General features: G+C 55.1%; 21 protein-coding genes. 11 read left to right on the top strand and 10 right to left on the bottom strand.

What is annotated here, in order from left to right; translation table 11 throughout:
- The first annotated feature begins 8 nt into the window (after positions 1 to 8).
- The 5 genes from ftsZ to mutT all read left to right on the top strand — a co-directional run bounded on the left by ftsZ (position 9) and on the right by mutT (position 6,320).
- On the top strand, positions 9 to 1,163 hold the full coding sequence (ftsZ, locus tag IV493_RS14700; protein WP_003854738.1) for a cell division protein FtsZ: 1,155 nt from the start codon (positions 9 to 11) through the stop codon (positions 1,161 to 1,163).
- A gap of 101 nt (positions 1,164 to 1,264) precedes the next feature.
- The gene (gene lpxC / locus IV493_RS14695) at positions 1,265 to 2,182 is read left to right on the top strand and encodes a UDP-3-O-acyl-N-acetylglucosamine deacetylase (RefSeq protein WP_013356769.1); all 918 of its coding nucleotides are present in this window, start codon (positions 1,265 to 1,267) and stop codon (positions 2,180 to 2,182) included.
- A gap of 301 nt (positions 2,183 to 2,483) precedes the next feature.
- On the top strand, positions 2,484 to 2,990 hold the full coding sequence (gene secM / locus IV493_RS14690; protein WP_323859492.1) for a secA translation cis-regulator SecM: 507 nt from the start codon (positions 2,484 to 2,486) through the stop codon (positions 2,988 to 2,990).
- Positions 2,991 to 3,064: 74 nt separating this feature from the next.
- A complete protein-coding gene (secA, locus tag IV493_RS14685) occupies positions 3,065 to 5,770 on the top strand; it encodes a preprotein translocase subunit SecA (protein ID WP_033731564.1) in 2,706 nt (901 codons plus the stop codon).
- Between the two features lie 154 nt (positions 5,771 to 5,924).
- On the top strand, positions 5,925 to 6,320 hold the full coding sequence (gene mutT, locus IV493_RS14680; RefSeq protein ID WP_110331361.1) for an 8-oxo-dGTP diphosphatase MutT: 396 nt from the start codon (positions 5,925 to 5,927) through the stop codon (positions 6,318 to 6,320).
- Positions 6,321 to 6,347: 27 nt separating this feature from the next.
- On the opposite strand, the gene yacG is transcribed toward mutT, so the two are convergent.
- Genes yacG through coaE form a run of 3 tightly spaced genes read right to left on the bottom strand, consistent with a single transcriptional unit; the run spans position 6,348 to position 7,913 of the window.
- Positions 6,348 to 6,548, bottom strand: coding sequence for a DNA gyrase inhibitor YacG (gene yacG, locus IV493_RS14675; RefSeq protein WP_013356775.1), 201 nt, complete (start codon positions 6,546 to 6,548; stop codon positions 6,348 to 6,350).
- An 8-nt stretch (positions 6,549 to 6,556) separates the two neighbouring features.
- The gene (gene zapD, locus IV493_RS14670; RefSeq protein ID WP_195857349.1) at positions 6,557 to 7,300 is read right to left on the bottom strand and encodes a cell division protein ZapD; all 744 of its coding nucleotides are present in this window, start codon (positions 7,298 to 7,300) and stop codon (positions 6,557 to 6,559) included.
- A gap of 4 nt (positions 7,301 to 7,304) precedes the next feature.
- Positions 7,305 to 7,913 (bottom strand): dephospho-CoA kinase, encoded by a 609-nt coding sequence (coaE, locus tag IV493_RS14665; protein ID WP_013356777.1) that lies wholly within the window; start codon positions 7,911 to 7,913, stop codon positions 7,305 to 7,307.
- Positions 7,914 to 8,147: 234 nt separating this feature from the next.
- On the opposite strand from coaE, the gene IV493_RS14660 reads away from it, so the two are divergent.
- Entirely contained in the window at positions 8,148 to 9,188 is a 1,041-nt protein-coding gene (locus IV493_RS14660) for a GMP reductase (RefSeq protein ID WP_195857348.1), read from the top strand.
- Between the two features lie 26 nt (positions 9,189 to 9,214).
- Here the strand turns inward: IV493_RS14660 and hofC are convergent, their stop codons facing one another.
- The 4 genes from hofC to nadC all read right to left on the bottom strand — a co-directional run bounded on the left by hofC (position 9,215) and on the right by nadC (position 13,306).
- The gene (hofC, locus tag IV493_RS14655; protein WP_013356779.1) at positions 9,215 to 10,414 is read right to left on the bottom strand and encodes a protein transport protein HofC; all 1,200 of its coding nucleotides are present in this window, start codon (positions 10,412 to 10,414) and stop codon (positions 9,215 to 9,217) included.
- Entirely contained in the window at positions 10,407 to 11,792 is a 1,386-nt protein-coding gene (gene gspE, locus IV493_RS14650) for a type II secretion system protein GspE (protein WP_013356780.1), read from the bottom strand. The genes hofC and gspE overlap by 8 nt, the downstream gene beginning before the upstream one ends.
- On the bottom strand, positions 11,779 to 12,234 hold the full coding sequence (gene ppdD / locus IV493_RS14645; RefSeq protein WP_013356781.1) for a prepilin peptidase-dependent pilin: 456 nt from the start codon (positions 12,232 to 12,234) through the stop codon (positions 11,779 to 11,781). Before ppdD ends, gspE begins: the two co-directional genes overlap by 14 nt.
- Before the next feature lie 175 nt (positions 12,235 to 12,409).
- Complete coding sequence (nadC, locus tag IV493_RS14640) at positions 12,410 to 13,306, bottom strand: carboxylating nicotinate-nucleotide diphosphorylase (protein WP_110331366.1); 897 nt, start codon at positions 13,304 to 13,306, stop codon at positions 12,410 to 12,412.
- Between the two features lie 197 nt (positions 13,307 to 13,503).
- Between nadC and ampD the strand changes: the two genes are divergently transcribed.
- The gene (gene ampD / locus IV493_RS14635) at positions 13,504 to 14,055 is read left to right on the top strand and encodes a 1,6-anhydro-N-acetylmuramyl-L-alanine amidase AmpD (protein ID WP_013356783.1); all 552 of its coding nucleotides are present in this window, start codon (positions 13,504 to 13,506) and stop codon (positions 14,053 to 14,055) included.
- 16 nt (positions 14,056 to 14,071) lie between these two features.
- Complete coding sequence (ampE, locus tag IV493_RS14630) at positions 14,072 to 14,926, top strand: beta-lactamase regulator AmpE (protein ID WP_195857347.1); 855 nt, start codon at positions 14,072 to 14,074, stop codon at positions 14,924 to 14,926.
- On the opposite strand, the gene IV493_RS14625 is transcribed toward ampE, so the two are convergent.
- The 3 genes from IV493_RS14625 to aroP form a co-directional block, all read right to left on the bottom strand.
- Positions 14,908 to 15,867 (bottom strand): family 43 glycosylhydrolase, encoded by a 960-nt coding sequence (locus tag IV493_RS14625; RefSeq protein ID WP_033781875.1) that lies wholly within the window; start codon positions 15,865 to 15,867, stop codon positions 14,908 to 14,910. The genes ampE and IV493_RS14625 overlap by 19 nt on opposite strands.
- On the bottom strand, positions 15,864 to 17,276 hold the full coding sequence (locus IV493_RS14620; protein WP_195857346.1) for a glycoside-pentoside-hexuronide (GPH):cation symporter: 1,413 nt from the start codon (positions 17,274 to 17,276) through the stop codon (positions 15,864 to 15,866). Before IV493_RS14620 ends, IV493_RS14625 begins: the two co-directional genes overlap by 4 nt.
- Positions 17,277 to 17,474: 198 nt before the next feature.
- Positions 17,475 to 18,830, bottom strand: coding sequence for an aromatic amino acid transporter AroP (gene aroP, locus IV493_RS14615; protein ID WP_013356787.1), 1,356 nt, complete (start codon positions 18,828 to 18,830; stop codon positions 17,475 to 17,477).
- A gap of 516 nt (positions 18,831 to 19,346) precedes the next feature.
- Between aroP and pdhR the strand changes: the two genes are divergently transcribed.
- From pdhR to aceF, 3 genes are all read left to right on the top strand, one after another.
- Positions 19,347 to 20,111, top strand: a complete 765-nt coding sequence (gene pdhR / locus IV493_RS14610; RefSeq protein ID WP_033781878.1) for a pyruvate dehydrogenase complex transcriptional repressor PdhR — start codon at positions 19,347 to 19,349, stop codon at positions 20,109 to 20,111.
- A gap of 101 nt (positions 20,112 to 20,212) precedes the next feature.
- Positions 20,213 to 22,879 (top strand): pyruvate dehydrogenase (acetyl-transferring), homodimeric type, encoded by a 2,667-nt coding sequence (aceE, locus tag IV493_RS14605; protein ID WP_013356789.1) that lies wholly within the window; start codon positions 20,213 to 20,215, stop codon positions 22,877 to 22,879.
- A gap of 14 nt (positions 22,880 to 22,893) precedes the next feature.
- The gene (aceF, locus tag IV493_RS14600; RefSeq protein ID WP_195857345.1) at positions 22,894 to 24,798 is read left to right on the top strand and encodes a pyruvate dehydrogenase complex dihydrolipoyllysine-residue acetyltransferase; all 1,905 of its coding nucleotides are present in this window, start codon (positions 22,894 to 22,896) and stop codon (positions 24,796 to 24,798) included.
- The last annotated feature ends 152 nt before the right edge of the window (positions 24,799 to 24,950 follow it).

The following is a 24,950-nucleotide window of genomic DNA, read 5'->3' as shown; positions in this document are numbered from 1 at the left end:
GAGAAATCATGTTTGAACCTATGGAATTAACCAACGACGCGGTGATTAAAGTCATCGGCGTCGGTGGCGGCGGCGGTAACGCCGTAGAGCACATGGTACGCGAACGTATCGAAGGTGTGGAATTCTTTGCTGTGAATACCGACGCGCAAGCGCTGCGTAAAACAGCGGTCGGCCAGACCATCCAGATCGGTAATAACATTACCAAAGGTCTGGGTGCGGGTGCGAACCCGGAAGTGGGCCGTAACTCTGCAGAAGAAGATCGCGAAGCACTGCGGGCTGCGCTGGAAGGGGCAGACATGGTCTTCATCGCAGCAGGCATGGGCGGCGGTACCGGTACCGGTGCAGCACCTGTGGTTGCTGAAGTGGCCAAGGATCTCGGTATCCTGACGGTGGCGGTTGTCACCAAGCCATTCAACTTCGAAGGCAAAAAACGCATGGCGTTTGCCGAGCAGGGGATCGCTGAACTCTCCAAGCATGTCGATTCACTGATTACCATTCCAAACGACAAGCTGCTGAAAGTGCTGGGTCGTGGCATTTCCCTGCTGGATGCGTTTGGTGCGGCCAATGACGTGCTGAAAGGCGCAGTCCAGGGTATCGCCGAACTGATCACTCGTCCGGGCCTGATGAACGTCGACTTTGCTGACGTGCGTACCGTGATGTCCGAAATGGGCTATGCAATGATGGGTTCAGGCGTGGCGTGCGGTGAAGATCGTGCGGAAGAAGCGGCTGAAATGGCAATCTCCAGCCCGCTACTGGAAGATATCGATCTGTCTGGCGCCCGTGGCGTGCTGGTCAACATTACTGCGGGCTTCGACCTGCGTCTGGATGAGTTCGAAACCGTGGGTAACACTATCCGTGCCTTCGCCTCTGACAACGCGACCGTGGTAATCGGTACGTCGCTGGATCCGGAAATGAACGACGAACTGCGCGTCACTGTCGTGGCAACCGGTATTGGCATGGACAAGCGTCCGGAAATTACGCTGGTCACCAATAAGCCAGCCAGCCAGCCAGTGATGGATCATCGCTATCAGCAGCACGGTATGTCACCGCTGCCGCAGGAGCAGAAGCCTGCTGCCAAAGTCGTTAACGACCAGGCTGCGCAGTCGAATAAAGAGCCAGACTATCTTGATATTCCGGCCTTTTTACGTAAGCAGGCCGACTAGGATTAACCCTATAATTGGGATTCTCCGCTCTTTGTGCTAAAGTGTCTGTCCGCTGGTAAAGTATACTGGCGGTCGGAAAGGTGATACTGCGAGATAATGCGATGATCAAACAAAGGACATTAAAACGTATTGTTCAGGCGACTGGCGTCGGTTTACATACCGGCAAAAAAGTCACACTGACATTACGCCCTGCGTCGGCTAACACCGGGGTCATCTATCGTCGCACCGACTTGAATCCACCGGTAGATTTTCCGGCTGATGCAAAATACGTGCGCGACACCATGCTGAGTACCTGCCTGGTGAATGATGAAGGCGTGCGTATTTCAACGGTTGAACACCTTAATGCCGCCCTGGCGGGTCTGGGTATCGATAACATTATTGTTGAAGTCGATGCGCCAGAAATCCCGATCATGGACGGCAGCGCAGCACCGTTTATCTATCTGCTGATGGATGCGGGTATCGAGCAGCTCAACAGCGCGAAGAAATTTGTGCGTGTTAAGCAGACCGTGCGTGTGGAAGAGGGTGACAAATGGGCAGAGATCAAACCGTACAACGGTTTCTCGCTCGATTTCACCATTGACTTCAAACACCCGGCTATCGATTCCAGCTCACAGCGCTATGCGATGAACTTCTCTGCTGACGCCTTTGTTCGTCAAATCAGCCGGGCGCGTACATTTGGCTTTATGCGTGAAATCGAATATCTGCAGTCTAAAGGCCTGTGCCTGGGCGGTAGCTTAGATTGTGCGATAGGTCTGGATGATTTCCGCGTACTGAATGAAGAAGGTCTGCGTTTTGAAGACGAGTTTGTCCGTCACAAAATGCTGGACGCGATTGGCGACTTGTTTATGTGTGGTCATAACATTATTGGCGCATTCACTGCGTTCAAATCGGGCCACGCGCTGAACAACAAGCTGTTGCAGGCGGTTCTGGCGAAGCAGGAAGCCTGGGAATGGGCTACCTTCGAAGACGAAGCTGAACTGCCAGTGGCATTCAAAGCACCGAATCTGGTTCTGGCTTAACTACCCCAGAACGTGAAACGGCTGGTTATGCTGACACCCTCTCCGGTCAGCGGCACCAGCCGTTTTTTTATTGCCTTCCGTAACACACCTGATGACTGCGACCTTGCTCGCAAAGCGTTGTCTGTTCTGCTGAATTGCTGAACAATCACACGCGTTTTCTCACGCCGCCTCTTTAATCCCAGGTGTGGATGCCCCACATTAATGTTACTATCTGTGGCGCTTTTACAGGCCGAAATCCGTTGCGGCTCGCGGCGGGTACACGAAATCAAGAGCGCAACAGAGCATGCGCGATGGAAAGGTTGTGATCGGGATTCTTCTGCGCTGGCGACAATTAGGTAGACGCTACTTCTGGCCCCATCTCCTGTTAGGGATGGTAGCGGCCAGCTTTGGCCTGCCAGCCTGTGCGCAAAGCTCCGAACTCAACGCCTCGTCTGAATCGCCGGCCAGCAGTCTCTTTCTTGGCAATGCCACACGCTTCGATCATTTAATCCGGCTTCAGGAAGCATCCCGACGTCCAAGCTTCAGCGTGGATTACTGGCATCAGCACGCCATCCGCACCGTTATTCGTCACCTCTCTTTCACGCTGGCACCTCAGGTGCAGGCGGAGCAACAGCAGTTACCGCTGGCGGCACAAAAGCTGGCGCTGATCGACTCACTGCATAATTTACTGACATCGCATTCTGCGCTGCACACTGCACCGCAGCAGATATCTGTACCGCCTCTTTTCACGGCCACTACCCGCTCATGGGTAGAATGGCATGCCAGCGTGCATGGCATTCGCGCCGGACCCGCCCGATTGTTCTGCTAATATTTTTGGTTTTATTCACGCTGTTTAGATTTTGCAGTCCGGAATGCGCCGGCTGAATTGAGAATATATTTACTATGTTAAGCAAAATATTGACCAAGGTTTTTGGTAGCAGTAACGATCGTACGCTGCGCCGTATGCGCAAAGTGGTGGACGTCATCAATAAGATGGAGCCCGATTTTGAGAAGCTCTCTGACGATGAACTGAAAGCAAAAACCGACGAGTTCCGCGAGCGCCTGAAAAAAGGTGAATCGCTGGAAAGCCTTATCCCGGAAGCGTTCGCGACCGTGCGTGAAGCGAGTAAACGTGTGTTCGGCATGCGTCACTTCGACGTGCAGCTGATCGGCGGCATGGTGCTGAACGACCGCTGCATCGCTGAAATGCGTACCGGTGAAGGTAAAACCCTGACCGCAACGCTGCCAGCCTATCTGAATGCGCTGTCCGGCAAAGGCGTTCACGTGGTGACCGTCAACGACTATCTGGCACAGCGTGATGCGGAAAATAACCGTCCACTGTTCGAGTTCCTGGGTTTAAGCATCGGTATCAACATGTCAGGCCTGCCGGCGGTGGCGAAGCGTGAAGCCTATGCTGCTGATATTACCTACGGCACCAACAATGAATATGGCTTTGACTATCTGCGCGACAACATGGCTTTCAGCCCGGAAGAGCGCGTACAGCGTAAACTGCACTATGCGCTGGTGGATGAGGTCGACTCCATCCTGATCGATGAAGCGCGTACGCCGCTGATTATCTCTGGTCCGGCAGAAGACAGTTCTGAGCTTTACACCAAAGTGAACAAGATCATCCCTCATCTGGTTCGCCAGGATAAAGAAGATACCGAGACCCATCAGGGTGAAGGTGACTTCTGGGTCGATGAGAAAGCGCGTCAGGCTCACATGTCTGAGCGTGGTCTGGTGAAAGTGGAAGAGCTGCTGGTCAGCCAGGGCATTATGGAAGCGGGCGAGTCTCTCTACTCACCGACCAATATCATGCTGATGCACCATGTCACTGCGGCGCTGCGTGCGCACGCACTCTTTACCCGCGATGTTGATTACATCGTGAAAGATGGCGAAGTGGTGATTGTTGATGAACACACCGGCCGTACCATGCAGGGCCGTCGCTGGTCCGATGGTCTGCATCAGGCGATTGAAGCGAAAGAAGGCGTTGAGATTCAGAACGAGAACCAGACGCTGGCCTCTATCACCTTCCAGAACTACTTCCGTATTTACGAGAAGCTGGCCGGTATGACCGGTACTGCTGATACCGAAGCGTTCGAATTCAGCTCTATTTACAAGCTCGACACCATTGTGGTGCCGACCAACCGTCCGATGGTGCGTAAAGATCTGGCCGACCTGGTCTACATGACCGAGAAAGAGAAGATCGATGCCATTATCGAAGATATCCGTGAGCGCACAGCCAACGGTCAGCCGGTGCTGGTGGGAACCATCTCGATTGAAAAATCAGAAGTGGTTTCTAACGAACTGACCCGTGCCGGTATCAAACATAACGTCCTGAACGCCAAATTCCACGCCCGCGAAGCGGACATCGTGGCGCAGGCTGGTCAGCCGGGTGCGGTCACTATCGCCACCAACATGGCCGGACGTGGTACGGATATTATGCTGGGCGGTAGCTGGCACGCTGAAGTGGAAGAACTGGAAGAGCCAACTGAAGCGCAAATCCAGGAGATTAAAGCGGCATGGCAGATTCGTCATGATGCGGTTCTGGCGTCAGGTGGTCTGCACATTGTCGGTACCGAACGTCACGAATCGCGTCGTATCGATAACCAGCTGCGTGGTCGTGCCGGCCGTCAGGGTGACGCCGGTTCTTCACGCTTCTACCTGTCGATGGAAGATGCGCTGATGCGTATTTTCGCCTCAGACCGCGTCTCCAACATGATGCGTAAACTGGGCATGAAGCCAGGCGAAGCGATTGAGCATCCGTGGGTTACCAAAGCGATTGCCAACGCACAGCGTAAAGTTGAAAGCCGCAACTTCGATATTCGTAAGCAGCTGCTGGAATATGATGATGTGGCAAATGACCAGCGTCGCGCGATTTACAGTCAGCGTAATGAGCTGCTGGATGTCTCGGACGTTAGCGAAACCATCAACAGCATTCGCCACGATGTCTATAAAGCCACCATCGACACCTATATTCCGCCGCAGTCGCTGGAAGAGATGTGGGACGTGCCGGGTCTGGAAGAGCGTCTGCGTGCTGACTTCGATCTGAATCTGCCGATTGCAGAATGGCTGGATAAAGAGCCTGATCTGCACGAAGAAGTGCTGCGTGAGCGCATCATGACCCACGCCACGGAAAGCTACGCAGAGAAAGAGCAGATCGTTGGTGCAGAGATGATGCGCAACTTCGAAAAAGGCGTGATGTTGCAGACGCTGGATTCATTGTGGAAAGAGCATCTGGCTGCAATGGACTATCTGCGTCAGGGTATCCATCTGCGCGGCTATGCGCAGAAAGATCCGAAGCAGGAGTACAAGCGTGAGTCCTTCGCTATGTTTGCCGCAATGCTTGAATCACTGAAGTATGAAGTGATCAGTACGCTGAGCAAAGTGCAGGTGCGCATGCCAGAAGAAGTTGAAGCGATGGAGCAACAGCGTCGTGAAGAAGCTGAACGTCTGGCGCAGCAACAGCAGCTAAGCCATGTAGAAGAAGATCTGCTGGCAGCCGAGCCTGTGGCGGAGCAGAGCGGCGAACGCAAAGTCGGCCGCAACGATCCTTGCCCATGCGGTTCCGGTAAAAAGTACAAGCAGTGTCATGGCCGTATTGCCTGAAACTGAATGCTGATAAAAAAGGAGCCGCTGGCTCCTTTTTTTATGGTCTGTGCCAGCGCAGCGAGTGCGCCAGCTCGGAGCTAAAGCGGTTAACTTCCGCTCCGGCATGCTCTAGAATCAGCCTTCATTCACTTATGACGACCGGATAGTTTCCATGAAGCACCTGCAGGTTGCAGTTGGCATCATTCGCAATGCCAATAAACAGATTTTCCTTGCCCAGCGCGCGGCAAGCTCTTACATGGCGAACAAGTGGGAGTTTCCTGGCGGTAAGATTGAAGCGGGCGAAAGTGCCGAACAGGGGCTGGTCAGGGAGCTACACGAAGAGACCGGGATTGACGTCACTGAGGCGCGCCCGATTGGTCATGCAGACCACAGCTATGACGATCTGCGCGTAACGCTGCATTTCTTTCTGGTTGAAGGGTGGAAAGGCGAGCCGTGGGGCAAAGAGGGTCAGCCACAGCGTTGGGTTGATCAGCATGCGCTGGTGGCGGAGGAGTTTCCACCCGCGAATCACCAGCTGATTGCGCGTCTGGTCGCGGGCGAACTCTGACTGGATGGGGCAGTGCGCCCCATCTCATCAGCGATCTTCTTCTTCGCTCCAGTTGTCACTGTCGTTCATGTCGTTGCTGCTGGGAATGCGTTTTTCTTCTGCGGCCCATTCTCCTAAATCGATGAGCTGGCAGCGCTTACTGCAAAAAGGGCGCCACGGGCTGAGCTCATCCCAGATCACATCTTTGCCGCACTGCGGACAGGAAACGGTCATCACTTCTTGCTGCATATTTACCTCTAACAACAGGCCAGCTGGAAGTTAAGGCGGGCCGGAACTTCACCGCGCTCACTATCAAGTGGCATAAAACGAATGGCGTAGCGGCTTTTATGTCCGGACACCTGGGGATAGAGCGCATCGTCCAGCGACAACTGTAGTCGCAGCAGATCGGCACCCTCGGCATTATCCTGATAAAAACCATTAAGACTGGTCTGCATATGGAACGCGCCGGACTGGCGGATTAGATCCAATACCATCGCCAGCGCACGATGCAGCGGCTCCAGCGTCTGCATCCAGGCCTCGACCTGCGCATCGCGCGTTTCCTGCGGCAGATGGAGCCAGATGTGCAGGCCCGGCAAATCAAAGCTGCAGCATCCGCCTGGGATGCTCAGTCGCTGACGCACCAGGGCAATCAGACGATCCTCGCGCAGTTGCTGGCCCATACGCGGTGCATTCATCAACTGCGTTGACTGAATTTTGAGTTTATCGCGCAGAGCATCCACCAGCGTCATATCGACGCCAGGCACGTCAGCCCACGCCCGTAATTTTTGCTGTTGACGCTCAAGCTCTTTCAACAATTCTGTCCGCATATCGCCGCGCTCAAAAATATCGAGCAACTCGCCAGTCAGGCGAAAAAAGGTCAGCGCATTAACGGTTTTATCCAGTGGGGTCGTTTCATCTAACTGATTAATCAAAAACTCAACCCGTAACCAGGTTCGCATTTTTTCATTCAGTGGGTGTTCAAACAGAACGGGTGTGCTCATGGTATTAATCCTGTTTCGTTGCCGCCAGCCTGAGATAGCGCTGATGGAGTTCGGCAACCTGTGGCAAGGCGTCGTCGGGCTCACCACTGTTATCAATAATGTCATCGGCACAGGCGAGGCGCTGCTGGCGCGTGGCCTGTGCGGCAATAATACGTTTCGCCTGTTCGACGGAAAGATGGTCACGCTGCTGGGTGCGCTTTAACTGCGTTGCCTCATCAATGTCTACCACCAGTACCCGATCAGCCTGGTGCTGTAACTGATTTTCCACCAGTAATGGCACCACCCAGAGCACATAAGGTGAGGTGGCCTGGGCGATCAGTTCTCGTGTCCGGGCGTTAATCTGCGGATGCAGCAGGGCGTTTAACCAGCTTTTCTCTTCAGGCTGCTGAAAAATAATGTCGCGAAGCTGTTTACGATCAAGCATTCCCTGTTCCGTCACGATTGACGCGCCATAGCGTGCCTGAATGGCCTGCAAAGCGGGCGTGCCAGGTTCAACAACTTCGCGGGCGATCAGGTCAGCATCAATAATGTCCACGCCAGACGCGGCGAATGCCTGGGCAATCGTACTCTTTCCACTGCCGATTCCCCCTGTAAGCGCGACGATATAGGGCATGTTTCTCACCTGACTTCATAATCCGACATAGGTACAGGGTAATGATCTGGCTAAGAAAGGCAAAAATGCGCGACAGATCACACCGATAAAGCACAACTAAATTTAACGGATTGTAGCGTAAATAAAGTGAAATTCGCAGTCTTGTCGCGCAGTCAGAGGCGCGTATCATAACGTCACTGGAGCTGTGCTTACTTCGTGAACGACGATTCATTGCCACTTACCAGGACACTGTTTATGCGTATTGAAGAAGATTTGAAACTGGGCTTTAAAGATGTCTTGATCCGCCCCAAACGTTCAACGCTGCAAAGTCGCTCACAGGTTGAGCTTGAGCGCAGCTTTACCTTCAGACATTCAGGCCTGAGCTGGAGCGGCGTACCGATCATCGCCGCCAACATGGATACCGTTGGCACATTTTCGATGGCCGAGGCGCTGGCCAGCTTCAATATCCTCACTGCCGTCCACAAGCATTACAGCGCAGACGACTGGCGGGCGTTTATTCAGCGCGTGCCTGCGACAGTCCTGAACCATGTGATGGTTTCAACCGGCACCTCAGAAGCCGACCTCACTAAACTGGTCGCGATTATGACGCTGTCTGACGATCTGCAGTTTATCTGCATTGACGTGGCTAACGGCTACTCACAGCATTTTGTCGATTTCCTGCAGTGCGCGCGTGAAATGTTCCCGGCTAAAACCATCTGTGCCGGTAACGTGGTCACGGGCGAAATGGTGGAGGAGCTCATCCTCTCTGGCGCGGATATTGTTAAAGTCGGTATTGGTCCAGGATCGGTCTGCACAACCCGTGTGAAAACCGGTGTAGGCTATCCGCAGCTTTCTGCAGTCATTGAGTGTGCCGATGCGGCGCATGGCTTAAGCGGACAGATTGTCAGTGATGGCGGCTGTTCCGTGCCGGGTGATATCGCCAAAGCCTTTGGCGGCGGCGCTGATTTTGTGATGCTGGGCGGTATGCTGGCGGCACATGATGAGTGTGAAGGGCAGGTCGTCGAAGAGAATGGTGAAAGCTTCATGCTCTTTTACGGCATGAGTTCCGAATCGGCAATGAAGCGTCATGTCGGCGGTGTCGCGCAATACCGTGCCGCAGAAGGTAAAACCGTGAAGCTGCCATTGCGCGGTCCGGTGGCTGACACCGCGCGTGATATCCTGGGTGGACTGCGTTCCGCCTGTACGTACGTCGGGGCTGAGCGCCTTAAAGAGCTGACCAAGCGTACGACCTTTATCCGGGTTAACGAGCAGGAAAACCGCGTTTTCAATCGATAGTCTTTCGGGGCGCACTTTGCGCCCCCTTAATGCATCGCATCACCCAGCCCGAACACCGGCAGATACATCGCAATCACCAGCGTGCCGACAATCCCGCCAATCACCACCATCATAATTGGTTCCAGTGACGCCGCCAGTGTGTCAGCGCGCTCTCGCGTTTCTGCCTCGTGCCATTCCGCCAGGCGGGCCAGCATCAAATCCAGTGCGCCCGCCTCTTCACCCACCCGAATCAACTGACCACATAAGGGCGTGAATAGCGGATGCTGCATCAGCGCCTGATGCAGAGGACTCCCCTGCGCAATATGCTGCTGCAGTCCGGCCATCGCTTCCCGCCAGAGTAATGAAGAGAGCGTGACTTCCACGGCGGCCAGCCCCTGTAACAGGGTTAACCCGGCGCGCTGCGTGAGATTCAGGATGGTATAGATCTGCGTCAGCTGCGTGCCACGCCACAACCCGGAAAGCAGCGGGATGCGCAGGAAAAGCGTCTGTTCACGACGTTGCCAGCCTGGAGAGCGTCGTCGCAGCTGATGCCATCCAGCCAGCATCAGCGAAATACCAAAGGCCAGCACACCGCCCCATTCCTGAAGCGCGGCAGATAACTGCATAACCGCGGCTGTAAACGCGGGCAGGGGCGCGTCAAAGGAGTCATACACCGCAACGAATTCTGGCAGCACGAACAGCAGCATGCCGCAGGTGACCGCTATCGCCACCAGCAGAATGAACAGCGGATAGCGTAACGCCTTTGCCACCTGATGCCATAACTGATGCTGGCGGATCTGCTGCTGAGCCAGCTCACTGCAGCAGACATCCAGCTGCCCCGTCAGTTCGCCCACTTCCATCAGAGCCGGGTAGAGCGGCGGAAAAATCTGCGGCCATTCACGCAAAGCCTGTGAAAAAGGGGCACCGCTGAGTACCCGATGATGCAGGGCGAGCATCAGAGCCCGCCAGCCTGCATGCGGATGCCCCTCAGCCAGCAAAGCCAGACTCTCAGCCAGTGGCAGGCCCGCTTTGAGCAGGGTAGCCAGCTGAAGAATCAGATCGGTTTTGTGCTGCCACGTCCACTCCCTCTGACGCCAGATTTTTTCCCGCTTCCAGCTCACCGGCAGAAGATCGCGCTGTGCCAGCATCTGCAGCAGGTTGTCAGTGTCGACAGCCAGTAGCTGACCACTGAGTAACTGCCCCTGGCTATCGACTGCCTGCCAGCTGAATAAAGCTGCGTTAGCCATCGTCCAGCCCAATCACCCGTTGCATCTCTTCCAGCGAGGTATCACCCCGGCTTACCGCTTCCAGGCCGGAAACCAGTAAAGTGCGCAATCCCTGCTGTTTGGCTAGACTGAGCAGATTCTCCAGCGGCATCTCGGCTGCAATCGCATTCTGCAGCCTGGCATTGATCGGCAGCAGCTCAAACAGCGCCAGCCGGCCAAAATAGCCGGAGAAGCAGTGGTCACAGCCGGGGGCCCGCCAGGTCTGCAGAGTGCCGGGCCAGAGTTCCGCAGGATAGTGCGCCACCGCCTCAGCGGGCTGACGGCAATGGGGGCAGAGGCGTCGGACCAGACGCTGTGCAACGATCAGTTTCAGCGCTGACCCCAGCAGATAACCGGGAATCCCCATCTGCCGCAGCCGGGTTAGCGTTTCGGCGGTGGAGTTGGTGTGCAGCGTCGATAGCACCAGATGCCCGGTCTGCGCCGCTTTCACCGCAATCTCCGCTGTTTCGGCATCGCGGATCTCGCCCACCATGATCACATCCGGATCCTGCCTCAGCAGCGCCCGCAGCACACGGTTAAAATCGAGACCGTTTTTGGTGTGAATCTGCGTCTGGTTAATGCCGGGCAGTGGGATCTCAATAGGATCTTCAACGCTGCACAGATTTTTTTCCGGTTTATTCAGGGCACTGAGTCCGCTATAAAGCGTAAACGTCTTGCCACTGCCGGTGGGGCCGGTGACCAGGATCAGTCCCTGTGGCTGGGCCAGTGCGGCACAGAACAGACGCAACTGGGCAGCGGGTAAGCCGAGCTTATCCAGAGACAGCGCCGCGCTTTCACTCTGCAACAGCCGGACCACTGCTTTCTCGCCGCCATAGATGGGCAAGGTCGCCAGGCGGAAAGAGGCGGGTTTACCGGCAATCTCCATGCTGAACTGACCATCCTGCGGTAAGCGGCGTTCGGCGATATCCAGCCCGCCAAGGATCTTCAGTCGTGCCAGCAACGCCGCAGGCTGAGTGGAAGGCAGTGAAGAGAGCGGATGCAGTACGCCATCAATGCGCAGTCGCACACGCAGACCCTCGCGGCAGGGTTCGATATGCACATCGGAGGCTCGTCGCTCCAGTGCCTGACGCAGGATAAGCTGTGTCGCTTCAATTGCTGACTCGGTAGGTGTCTCTTCGCGCGCTACCAGCGGTTTATCAGCGTGCTGGAGCTGGTCAAGCCGGGCCTGTGGCCAGCATTCGATCTCAATCTGACACTGGCTGGCAAAGTTGAGCGCTTCAGCCAGTCCGGGCGGCACGCTCTCCGCGACGGCAACGCGCAGCAGACTGGCATCATGATGCAAAACCAGAGCACGATAGCGCTGGCATAATGCCGCAATCGTCTCATCAGGCTTGCTCATCGCTGGCTCCTTTATCCGCAAAGCGGAATTGTTCCCGGCAGTTGTCCTGCAGGCTGGTGTTACTGCTGGTGCAGCTGCGTTGCCAGCTGATGCCGCCCTCTGTGCTGTCCCAGATCGGCAGCATTTCAACGCTCAGACCATTCAGACTCTCCTGGCCAGTCAGCGTAATTACCCCGTTGGTCACGCTCAGTGTTGAGACATAGCGCGATCCTCTGGCTGCCGGAATGCCTGCTTCTCCGGCCTGACATTGTGTTGGGCCACCGCGCTCCATGGCGCAAAGCTCTACCGCGGTTTTATAGGGCACCATCGTTTGCAGCATGTCGGTGAGGGCCGCACGCTGCAGATAGTTTTGATAAGCGGGCAGGCCAATGGCACTTAAGATCGCCACAATACCCACCACAATCATCAGTTCAACCAGCGTAAATCCACGTTGATAATTCATCACATCGTCTCCTGAGTTAAGAAGGCGACAGGGTAAAAATCGGGGGCAGTGAAAGACAGTCAGAGATCGGCGAACTGGAAAGCGCAATGTGAAGAGATTTCAGAATTGCAGCGCAGTCGAAACTGCGCCGGAAGCGGGGTCGCAAAATCGCCGTGTCAGGTTACGGCGGGACAGGCTATTTTTGTTTAAAACGCATTGAGAGATCCAGCGCCCGCACATGCTTGGTCAGCGCGCCAACCGAGACATAGTCCACACCGGTCAGGACGATCTGTGGCAGGGTGGTTTCGGTCACGTTGCCGGAGACCTCCAGCAGCGTCCGCCCCTGGTTGAGTTCGACGGCTTCACGCATCGCTTCCAGACTGAAGTTGTCCAGCATCACAATGTCGGCTTCCGCTTCCAGCGCCTGACGTAACTCTTCTAAGGATTCCACCTCTACCTCAACCGGCACATCGGGCTGCAGCCACTGCGCGCGTTCGACTGCCTGAGCAATCGATCCGCTGGCAATAATATGGTTTTCTTTGATCAGATAGGCGTCAGAGAGGCCGAGGCGATGATTGCTGCCTCCGCCGCACAGCACGGCATATTTCAGCGCAGTCCGCAGTCCTGGCAGAGTTTTGCGCGTATCCAGCAGTTGCGTCTGGCTTCCCGCCAGCAGCGCAACATAGCGGCTGACTTCAGTGGCAACGCCCGAGAGCGTCTGTACAAAATTAAGCGCCGTGCGCTCGGCGGTCAGCAGCAGGCGGGCAGGCCCCTCAATTTCAAACAGCAACTGATCTGCTTCGATTCGATCACCATCTTCAACATGCCAGTTCAGAGTCACATGCGAGCCAAGCTGAATGAACACCTCTTCAACCCAGCGTTTACCACAGAAAACACCGGCTTCACGGGTGATGACCTGCGCATGGGCCTGCGTTTCAGCAGGTAACAGCTGCGCGGTAATGTCGCGATCAGCGTCGATTTCACCACCGAGATCCTCTTTTAACGCCAGCGCAACGGCATCCGGGATGTCACTTTCAATGCGTTTAATCAGGGCCTGACGGCGGCTGTCGGGATCATAACCACGGGATGACATAGGCATTTTACTCCAGAAACAGAAAGGACAGAGGCGGTCACAATAGCCTGAACCGGCATCAGGTTCCAGCAACGAATAACATTTTGTTTAGTATCCTTAACAAAGGGCAATTTAATGTCACCGGACCGACACACTAAGAGGCAAGAATCCTTTATTATTCATGCTATTCTCAGCCTGGCGATATAAGGAAAAGCGGTATGAAAATCAAACAGGGCTGGCTGACCGGTGTGCGTCACGTGCCGTCAACGCATTGTAATGAACGCCCTGACAATGAGGCGCCTTCACTGCTGGTGATCCACAATATCAGCCTGCCACCCGGTGAATTTGGCGGACCCTGGATCGACAGACTGTTTACCGGCACATTACCGCCGGATGCTCATCCCTATTTTGCGGATATTGCCGCCCTGAAAGTGGCAGCACACTGCCTGATTCGTCGTGACGGGGAGATTGTGCAGTATGTCCCCTTTGACAAACGCGCCTGGCATGCAGGCATTTCGCAGTTTGAAGGACGTGAAAACTGCAACGACTTCTCCATCGGTATTGAGCTGGAAGGAACTGACAGCGAGCCGTATAGCGAGGCGCAGTATCGGGCCTTGCAGCAGGTCACGCAGTTACTGCTGCAACACTATCCGGTAACGCCTTCACGTATCACGGGGCACAGCGACATCGCGCCGGTACGCAAAACCGATCCCGGACCTGCTTTTGACTGGGACTACTACAAACAGCTGTTAACGCAGCAAAAATCGTGATTTTTGCGGAGTCAGTATGACGTTGTTTACCTTGTTGTTGGTTTTAGGCTGGGAGCGCCTGTTCAAACTGGGCGAGCACTGGCAGCTCGAACACCGGCTGGAGCCGATTTTTCGCCATCGCCGCCATTACTCCATGATGCGAACCCTGCTGATGACCGTACTGGCGATGGCGCTGACCGCGCTGGTGGTCTGGAGTCTGAAAGGATTGCTGTTTGGCGTACTGCAACTGCTGTTCTGGATCGTTGCCGGACTGCTCTGCATCGGTGCCGGCTCAGTACGTCAGCACTACCATAGCTACCTGAAAGCGGCCAGCCATGACGACGACGCGGCACATCAGGCGATGGCGGCTGAGCTGACGCTAATCCATGGTGTGCCGGTGGAGTGCAGCGAACGTGAGTTCCTGCGCGAGCTGCAGAATGCGCTGATCTGGATAAACTTCCGTTTCTATCTCGCCCCGATGTTCTGGCTGGTGGTGGGTGGGCCGTGGGGACCTGTGCTGCTGGTGGGTTACGCGTTTCTGCGTGCCTTGCAGGGCTGGCTGGCAAAGCACGGTACACCGATGGCGCGTGCACAATCGGGCGTGGATGCGATTCTGCATCTGCTCGACTGGATCCCAGTGCGGCTGGCGGGTGTCGCTTACGCGCTGCTGGGCCACGGCGAAAAAGCGCTGCCCGCCTGGTTTGCCTCGCTGACCGATCGTCACCGTTCTCAGTATCACGTGCTGACGACGCTGGCGCAGTTCTCACTGTCGCGCGATCCGCACACCGATAAAGTTGAAACGCCACGGGTGGCCGTGGCGTTAGCAAAACGGACTTCGCTGGTGCTGGTTGTTGCCGTCGCGTTGCTGACGATTTACGGCACGCTGGTGTAATCAGCAGGTGGCACGCCGAAATCGGGCGTGCCATCTTCCCGCCAGCTGAAATATTTCAGTCGGGTATGGCGGTTCGGATCCCAGAGCGGATCGCCCTCAATTTCAGTGTAATTACGCGCGTGGTAAACCAGCACGTCGCGTCCTGCCTCATCCTGAGTAAAGCTATTGTGACCCGGCCCGTACTGGTGGTTGTCCCAGCTGGACACAAACACTGGTCGCGCTGATTTCTGCCAGGCTGCGGCATCAAGCGGGTTGGCATCTGCGGCAATCGACAGGAGCCCCAGACAGTAATTCTCATCGGTGGCGCTGGCGGAGTAGGTCACAAACAGCCGATCGCCGTGACGGATGACCGCCGGACCTTCATTAACGCTGAACCCTGCACACTCCCACTCATATTCCGGCCGGCTTAGCATCACCGGCGTGCCTTTCAGCGTCCAGGGATTCAGCAGCTCAGCCAGGTAGAGGTTAGAGTTGCCGGGAATCAGGGGATCTTTCTGCGCCCAGAGATACCAGTTTTTGCCCTGATGCACGAAGTGGGTAGCATCCAGTGAGAAGCTGTCGAACTGACTGAAGACGCGGCGGCAGGGCTGCCATTCGCCCTGCAACGGATCTGCCGCCTCACACACCAGCGCATACATCCGGTGCTGAAACAGTCCTTCTTTGATCTCCCGCGTCGGGGCTGCCGCGAAATAGATGACCCATTGACCGTCAATGTAGTGCAGCTCAGGTGCCCAGATTAATTCGCTGCAGGAACCACTCGCGGGCTTGCGCCAGACCACAACCGGTTCGGCGCTGCGCAGGCCAGCCAGCGTGGTAGCGCGCCGGATCTCCAGCCGGTCATACTCCGGTACCGAGGCCACAAAATAGTAGTGCTGTTCATGGCGCAGGATAAAGGGATCGGCGCGCTGCTCAATAAAAGGATTCGGCAGGATTGCGGTCATTTAACATCTCCGGTTGGCGTGACAACACCGTTACGCAGGCGAACAGTGTGTAACTCATGGAAGTTTTCGCGGCGCAGCGCGAGATCCTGCTGGATGGTAATCATCATTTTGCGGTCAACTTTCATCAGCCGCACCACACCTGCAGTAATCAGATAGCCGACGCCCGGAATAACGGTGAACAGCAGCATGATGCCGTTAATCGCTTCCGGTGACTGCTGTTTAGCGCCTGCATTGTAGCCGTAGATCGACAGCAGAAAGCCGACCATCGCACCGGCGACCGCCAGCCCCACCTTAAGGAAGAACAGGTTGCCGGAAAAGCTGATACCGGTAATGCGTTTGCCGGTTTTCCATTCGCCATAGTCATCCACATCGGCCATCAGTGACCAGTGCAGCGGAGAGGGGATCTGATGCAGAATATTCAGCACAAAATAGGCGACCACAACCATCACGGTAGCGTGGGGATCGATCCAGTAGAAGGCGCTGGAGAAGAGAGCCAGTACGATATTGGTCCAGAAGAAGACTTTGAGTTTGCACCAGCGATCGGTGAGCAGTTTTGCCAGCGTGCTGCCGAACATCATGCCAATCACCCCCAGGCTGATAAACAGCGTGGCAAAGTGCGTTGACTGGCCCATGACCCAGGTCACGTAATACATGGTGGCCGCCATGCGGATAAAGCCAGGACAGACGTTGCAGAAGGTCAGCAGCAGAATGCGCACCCACTGGTCATTCTTCCAGACGTCACGCAGATCTTTCTTCAGGTCATCATTGCTCGGCACGGCCGGGCGAATACGTTCCCGTACCGTGGCAAAGCAGAACAGAAACATCGCCAGACCAATGGTGGCCAGTACCGCCATCGCCATCTGGTAGCCACGTGCTTTGTCTTCACCGCCAAACCACTCCGCCATCGGCAGCAGCGACAGCGACAGTATCAGCGTGGCGATGCCGACCATGACAAAACGGTATGACTGACAGGAGACACGCTCACCGGGATCGTTGGTAATCACGCCGCCCAGCGAACAGTAAGGAATGTTAATCGCGGTGTAGGTCAGCGACATCAGGAAGTAGGTGACGAAGGCCCAGATCACCTTATTGTGATAAGTCCAGTCTGGCGTGGTGAACATGAGAACGCTGAAGACCACATAGGGCACGGAAACCCACAGCAGCCAGGGACGAAAACGGCCCCAGCGACTCTGGGTGCGATCGGCTATGGCACCCATAATCGGGTCGGTGATCGCATCCAGCACCCGGACCGAAAGCAGCAGGGTTCCGACCAGCGCCGGAGCCAGCCCGAAAACATCGGTATAGAAGTAGTTCAGGAACAGCATGATGGCACCGCCAATCATGTTGCATCCGGCATCGCCCATGCCATAACCCAGTTTTTCCCGAAACGAGAGGGCTGCACCTTTCATGGTTTTCTCCTGCGCATCCAGTGTGAACAGGAATTATTGTCATCAAATCAGCGAGATGAACGGGAGTAATTCGTCATGAAGATGGACAAAACAGGTGCGGGAAGAGAAGTGTGAACTGGATCGGGGCTGAAGAGGGGCAGGGGAACGCGGGTGACGTACTGCAACCTCCCACAGGAGGTTGCAGTACGCGATAAAGCATCAGGCCTTTTGCGTCTGGTTCTTGATAAAGTAACCAATACCCAGAATGACCAGCCAGACCGGGATCAGCCAGACAGAGATCGCCATGCCCGGCGTGGTCGCCATCAACACCAGAATCGCCGCCAGGAAGACCAGGCAAATCCAGTTACCCGCCGGATAGAGCAGCGCTTTGAAGCGGGTGGTGACGCCCTGCTGATCTTTCTTACGACGGAACTTGAGGTGCGCCAGGCTGATCATCGCCCAGTTAATCACCAGCGCGGAGACGACCAGCGACATCAGCAGGCCAAATGCTTCACCCGGCATCAGGTAGTTGATCAGCACGCACAGCGCAGTGGCTACAGCCGAGACCAGAATGGTTAAGACCGGCACACCGCGACGATCGACTTTCAGCAGCGCTTTCGGCGCATTGCCCTGCTGTGCCAGACCAAACAGCATGCGGCTGTTGCAGTAAACGCAGCTGTTATAGACCGACAGGGCCGCCGTCAGGATCACCACGTTCAGCGCATTCGCCACCATGGCATCGCCCAGCTCGTGGAAAATAAAGACGAACGGGCTGACTTCTGACGTGACACGGCTCCACGGCATCAGAGACAGCAGCACCGCCAGTGAACCAATGTAGAAAATCAGGATACGCCACAGCACCTGGTTAGTTGCTTTTGGAATGCTCACTTCCGGGTTGTCAGCCTCTGCAGCGGTGATACCCACCAGCTCCAGTCCGCCGAACGAGAACATGATAATTGCCATGACCGCGACCAGACCGCCGATGCCATGCGGGAAAAAGCCGCCCTGTTCCCACAGGTTGCGCACGGTCGCCTGCGGACCCGCGTGACCGCTGAACAGCAGCCAGCCACCAAACAGGATCATGCCGATGACCGCGACCACTTTAATAATGGCGAACCAGAACTCCATCTCACCGAACACTTTCACGTTGGTCAGGTTGATGGCGTTGATCATCACGAAGAAGATGGCGGCTGAGGCCCAGGTCGGAAAGTCTGGCCACCAGAACTGGATATATTTACCGACGGCGGTAAGTTCCGCCATGGCAACCAGTACGTAAAGGACCCAGTAGTTCCAGCCCGAGGCGAAGCCGGCAAAGTTGCCCCAGTATTTATACGCGAAGTGGCTGAAGCTGCCGGCGACCGGCTCTTCCACCACCATTTCACCCAGCTGACGCATGATTAAAAAGGCAATAAAACCGGCAATCGCATAGCCCAGAATAACGGCCGGTCCGGCGGATTCAATGACCGATGCACTGCCCAGAAACAGCCCGGTTCCCACTGCACCACCCAGCGCGATGAGCTGAATATGGCGGTTCTTAAGACCACGTTTCAGCGCTTCGCCTTGCTGTTGTTCCATACAAACCTCGTGATGTTTTTATTCTTCGTTCGCAGCGCAGTCCGCTGTAATGAAGTAGTTACAATAACGTATTGATTATTTTACGGTATCTGGCCTGCTGAATGCTGCCATCTGCTACCCTGGCGACAAGAATAGTGATAAGCGAATCGCTTTGCACCTGCTTTCGCCTTTCGTGCTGAGAGTTGACTGAAAAAACGCCGTCCCGGTCACGTCTGTACCCCGCAAACTTCTGCCATGAAATGCCGTTAATGACGAATAGCTTTCACTTATGGTTACCGCTGCGCTCAGGCCCTGAGCGGGTGTAAGGTTTGGTAAAAGTGCATTTATTTAACATTTACAGGAACGGGGATTTTTCATTTTTTTAACCGCGAGTTAGCGTCAGCACAGGCTTGCGGGGGAGGTGAATGTCGCAGACACCATATAGACACAAGGTGAATACTTTGTTACTTTACCGGCACCTCTTTGCAATTGGTATTACCAATTTACTCCGGACGATTGGCTTAATAAGAAGGGATGATGGCTTACAGTAAGATTCGCCAACCCAAGCTCTCCGACGCTATCGAGCAACAGCTCGAATCCCTGATTATGGAAGGGACCCTGCGTCCGGGAGAGAAGCTGCTCCCTGAGCGCGAACTCGCTAAACAATTCGATGTCTCACGTCCATCTCTCCGCGAAGCGATCCAGCGCTTAGAAGCCAAAGGATTATTGCTGCGCCGACAGGGTGGCGGAACATTCGTACAGGAGCATCTCTGGCAAAGCATGAGCGATCCACTCGTTGAGCTTCTCGCCGACCATCCGGAATCACAGTTTGATCTGCTGGAAACACGTCATGCCTTAGAAGGCATCGCGGCCTATTACGCAGCTCTGCGCGGCACGGAAGAAGACCTGCTGCGCATTCGCGACTGCCATGTGCATATCCAGCAGGCGCAGGACAGCGGCGACTTAGACGCCGAAGCGGACGCAGTGATGCAGTATCAGATCGCTGTCACAGAAGCGGCCCATAATGTTGTGCTTTTACATTTGCTACGCTCAATGGGCCCTATGCTGGAACAAAACGTACGTCAGAATTTCGAATTGCTCTACTCGCGCCGGGAAATGCTGGCAAAAGTGAGCGGTCACCGCGCCAGAATCTTTGAGGCGATTGTGGCTCGTGAGCCAGAAAAAGCGCGCGAGGCTTCACACCGTCACCTGGCGTTCATAGAGGAAATCTTGCTGGACAGAAGTCGGGAGCAGAGCCGTCGAGAACGCTCCCTGCGTCGTTTACAGCAACGTAAGGAATAACGTGCGACAAAGATCGTACGGACATCAGACGAGGCTGCCTGCATCTGCTTTAACAGGCTCCCGATTATTCAACGTATTAGACACAGATAAGGAACACACCCATGTCAGAACGTTTACACAATGACGTGGATCCGATTGAAACTCGTGACTGGCTACAGGCGATCGAATCGGTCATCCGTGAAGAAGGTGTTGAACGTGCACAGTATCTGATTGATCAGGTACTGGGTGCAGCCCGCAAAGGCGGCGTAAAAGTGGCTGCAGGTTCGTCTGCAATCAGCAACTACATCAACTCTATTGCCGTTGAAGATGAACCCGATTATCCGGGCAACACCTCTCTTGAACGTCGTATCCGTTCCGCAATCCGCTGGAACGCCATCATGTCGGTGCTGCGCGCGTCGAAGAAAGATCTGGAGCTCGGTGGTCACATGTCCTCCTTCCAGTCTTCTGCGACGATTTATGAAGTGTGCTTCAACCACTTCTTCCGCGCCCGCAGTGACAAGGATGGCGGCGATCTGGTCTATTTCCAAGGCCACATCTCTCCAGGCATCTATGCCCGTGCGTTTCTTGAAGGTCGCCTGACTGAAGATCAGATGAACAACTTCCGTCAGGAAGTTGACGGTAAAGGCCTCTCTTCTTATCCGCACCCGAAATTAATGCCGGAATTCTGGCAGTTCCCGACCGTATCAATGGGTCTGGGTCCATTGTCAGCGATCTATCAGGCTAAGTTCCTGAAGTATCTGGAACACCGTGGCCTGAAAGACACCTCTGCTCAGACCGTTTATGCCTTCCTGGGTGACGGCGAGATGGATGAGCCGGAATCTAAAGGTGCGATCACCATCGCCACCCGTGAAAAACTGGATAACCTGGTCTTCATCATCAACTGCAACCTGCAGCGTCTGGATGGCCCGGTAACCGGTAATGGCAAGATCATCAACGAGCTGGAAGGCATCTTTGCCGGTGCTGGCTGGGAAGTGATTAAGGTCATCTGGGGCGGACGCTGGGATGAGCTGCTGCGCAAAGATACCAGCGGCAAGCTGATTCAGCTGATGAACGAAACCGTTGACGGTGACTACCAGACCTTCAAATCCCGTGATGGTGCCTATGTGCGTGAGCACTTCTTCGGCAAGTATCCGGAAACCGCGGCGCTGGTTAAAGATATGTCCGATGATGAAATCTGGGCATTGAACCGTGGCGGCCACGATCCGAAGAAAATCTATGCGGCACTGAAAAAAGCGCAGGACACTAAAGGCAAGCCAGTACTGATCCTGGCGCATACCATCAAAGGTTATGGTATGGGCGACACCGCGGAAGGCAAAAACATTGCCCACCAGGTGAAGAAGATGAACATGGATGGCGTACGCTATATCCGTGATCGCTTCAACGTGCCGGTTGCTGACGATAAAATCGAAGAACTGCCGTACGTCACCTTCGAGAAAGGCTCAGAAGAGCATGCTTATCTGCACGGTCAGCGCGAGAAATTAGGCGGCTACCTGCCAACGCGTCAGCCGAAGTTCACTGAGAAGCTGGAAATGCCAGCACTCGAAGAGTTCAGTGCGCTGCTGGATGAGCAGAACAAAGAGATCTCGACCACCATCGCCTTTGTGCGTGCCCTGAACGTGATGCTGAAGAATAAGTCGATCAAAGATCGTCTGGTTCCGATCCTCGCCGATGAAGCGCGTACCTTTGGTATGGAAGGTCTGTTCCGTCAGATTGGTATCTACAGCCCGAACGGTCAGCAGTACACCCCGCAGGACCGCGAGCAGGTTGCTTACTATAAAGAAGACGAGAAAGGCCAGATTCTGCAGGAAGGGATCAATGAGCTGGGCGCAGGTTCATCCTGGCTGGCTGCGGCGACCTCTTACAGCACCAACAATCTGCCGATGATTCCGTTCTACATCTATTACTCTATGTTCGGCTTCCAGCGTATCGGCGATCTGATGTGGCTGGCGGGCGACCAGCAGGCACGCGGCTTCCTGGTCGGCGGCACCTCCGGTCGTACGACGCTGAACGGCGAAGGTCTGCAGCATGAAGATGGTCACAGCCACATTCAGTCGCTGACTATCCCGAACTGTATCTCTTACGATCCTTCATACGCTTATGAAGTGGCTGTCATCATGCATGACGGTCTGGTGCGTATGTATGGCGAAGCGCAGGAGAATGTTTACTACTACATCACCACGCTGAACGAAAACTACCATATGCCAGCCATGCCGCAGGGCGTGGAAGAAGGTATCCGCAAGGGTATCTACAAGCTGGAAACGGTAGAAGGCAGCAAAGGTAAAGTGCAGCTGCTGGGCTCAGGTTCTATCCTGCGTCACGTGCGTGAAGCCGCGCAGATCCTGGCGAAAGATTACGGTATCGGCTCTGATGTCTACAGCGTGACCTCGTTCACCGAACTGGCGCGTGATGGCCAGGATTGTGAGCGCTGGAACATGCTGCATCCGACTGAAGAAGCGCGTGTACCTTACATCGCTCAGGTGATGAACGACGCACCTGCTGTTGCTTCAACCGACTATATGAAACTGTTTGCTGAACAGGTTCGTAGCTATGTCCCGGCCAGCGATTATCGCGTACTGGGTACTGATGGCTTTGGTCGCTCTGACAGCCGTGAGAATCTGCGTCATCACTTCGAAGTTGATGCATCTTATGTGGTGGTTGCCGCGCTGGGTGAGCTGGCTAAACGCGGCGAGATCGAGAAGAAAGTGGTGGCCGATGCGATCACCAAATTCAATATCGATGCCGATAAAGTTAACCCGCGTCTGGCTTAAGAGGTAATAGAGTAATGGCTATCGAAATTAAGGTACCGGATATCGGGTCTGACGAAGTTGAAGTCACCGAGATTCTGGTGAAAGTTGGCGACAAGGTGGAAGCCGAGCAGTCGCTGATCACCGTGGAAGGCGACAAAGCCTCAATGGAAGTGCCGTCGCCACAGGCTGGCGTAGTGAAAGAGATTAAGATCTCTACCGGTGACAAAGTTGAGACCGGCTCACTGATCATGGTGTTTGATGCTGAAGGTGCTGCTGAAGCAGCACCAGCACCGGCCGCAGAGAAAAAAGCGGACGCGGCGCCAGCGCCAGCCGCTGCTGCGGCCACTGCCAGCAAAGAAGTGGCGGTTCCGGATATCGGCGGTGACGAAGTCGAAGTCACTGAGATTCTGGTTAAGGTTGGCGACAAAGTCGAAGCCGAGCAGTCACTGATTGTGGTGGAAGGTGATAAAGCCTCAATGGAAGTTCCGGCTCCGTTCGCGGGTGTGGTCAAAGAGATCACCATTGCGACCGGCGACAAAGTCAGCACCGGATCAGCCATCATGGTCTTTGAAGCAGAAGGCGCAGCACCGGCCTCTGATGCGAAGCCAGAAGTGAAAGAAGAAGCAGCATCGGCACCCGCTGCTGTTGCAGGCGCAAAAGAAGTTAACGTGCCGGATATCGGCGGTGATGAAGTCGAAGTTACCGAGATCCTGGTCAAAGTTGGCGACAAAGTTGACGCTGAGCAGTCACTGATCGTGGTTGAAGGCGACAAAGCCTCAATGGAAGTCCCTGCGCCGTTTGCAGGTACAGTCAAAGAGCTGAAAGTCGCAACCGGCGATAAAGTCAGCACCGGCTCATTGATTATGGTGTTCGAAGTCGAAGGTGCTGCTCCGGCCGCCCCTGCAGCTGCGAAACAGGAAGCTGCTCCGGCGCCTGCTGCGAAATCTGATGCTAAGCCAGCCGCCGCGGCGCCAGCAGCCAAAGCCGACAGCAAAGGCGAGTTCGCAGAGAACGACGCTTACGTTCACGCAACTCCGGTGATCCGTCGCCTGGCGCGCGAGTTCGGTGTTAACCTGGCGAAAGTCAAAGGCACCGGCCGTAAAGGTCGCATTCTGAAAGAAGACGTGCAGACTTACGTGAAAGACGCCGTGAAACGCGCTGAAGCAGCACCTGCTGCGGCAAGCGGCGGTGGTCTGCCGGGCATGCTGCCATGGCCGAAAGTTGATTTCAGTAAGTTTGGCGAAATCGAAGAAGTCGAACTGGGTCGTATCCAGAAAATTTCTGGCGCGAACCTGAGCCGTAACTGGGTGATGATCCCGCACGTTACGCATTTCGACAAAACCGATATCACCGATCTGGAAGCGTTCCGTAAGCAGCAGAATGCTGAAGCAGAGAAGCGTAAGCTGGATGTGAAGTACACGCCTGTCGTGTTCATCATGAAAGCGGTCGCGGCGGCGCTTGAGCAGATGCCACGCTTCAACAGCTCGCTGTCTGAAGATGCGCAGAAACTGACGCTGAAGAAATATATCAACATCGGTGTGGCGGTTGATACGCCAAATGGCCTGGTCGTTCCGGTCTTCAAAGACGTGAACAAGAAGGGCATCACCGAGCTGTCGCGTGAACTGATGGCGATTTCGAAGAAAGCGCGTGACGGTAAGCTGACAGCGGGCGACATGCAGGGCGGATGTTTCACCATCTCCAGCCTGGGCGGCTTGGGCACCACACACTTCGCGCCGATCGTTAACGCGCCGGAAGTGGCTATCCTGGGTGTCTCTAAATCGGCGATGGAGCCGGTGTGGAATGGTAAAGAGTTTACGCCGCGTCTGATGATGCCGATTTCTCTCTCCTTCGACCACCGCGTGATCGACGGTGCTGATGGTGCGCGATTCATCACCATTATCGGCAATATGTTGTCTGACATTCGTCGTTTAGTTATGTAAATGTGAAGAAGGCCGGCGGATGCCGGCCTTCCTTTAACGATTCGTCGCGCCGCTGTTGGCAGTTTGTTAACAATTCTGTAAACTCTTGCGGTGAAAGTCCCGGTGGAACAAGGGCATTATAAGAACGTCTGACCCGCCGGATATCAATTAAG

This window comes from Pantoea sp. SM3640, assembly GCF_015654165.1.
GTDB classification, from domain to species: Bacteria; Pseudomonadota; Gammaproteobacteria; order Enterobacterales; family Enterobacteriaceae; genus Pantoea; species Pantoea vagans.
The sequence above is the reverse complement of the archived record's forward strand: the minus strand, read 5'-3'. Positions and strand labels throughout refer to the sequence as shown.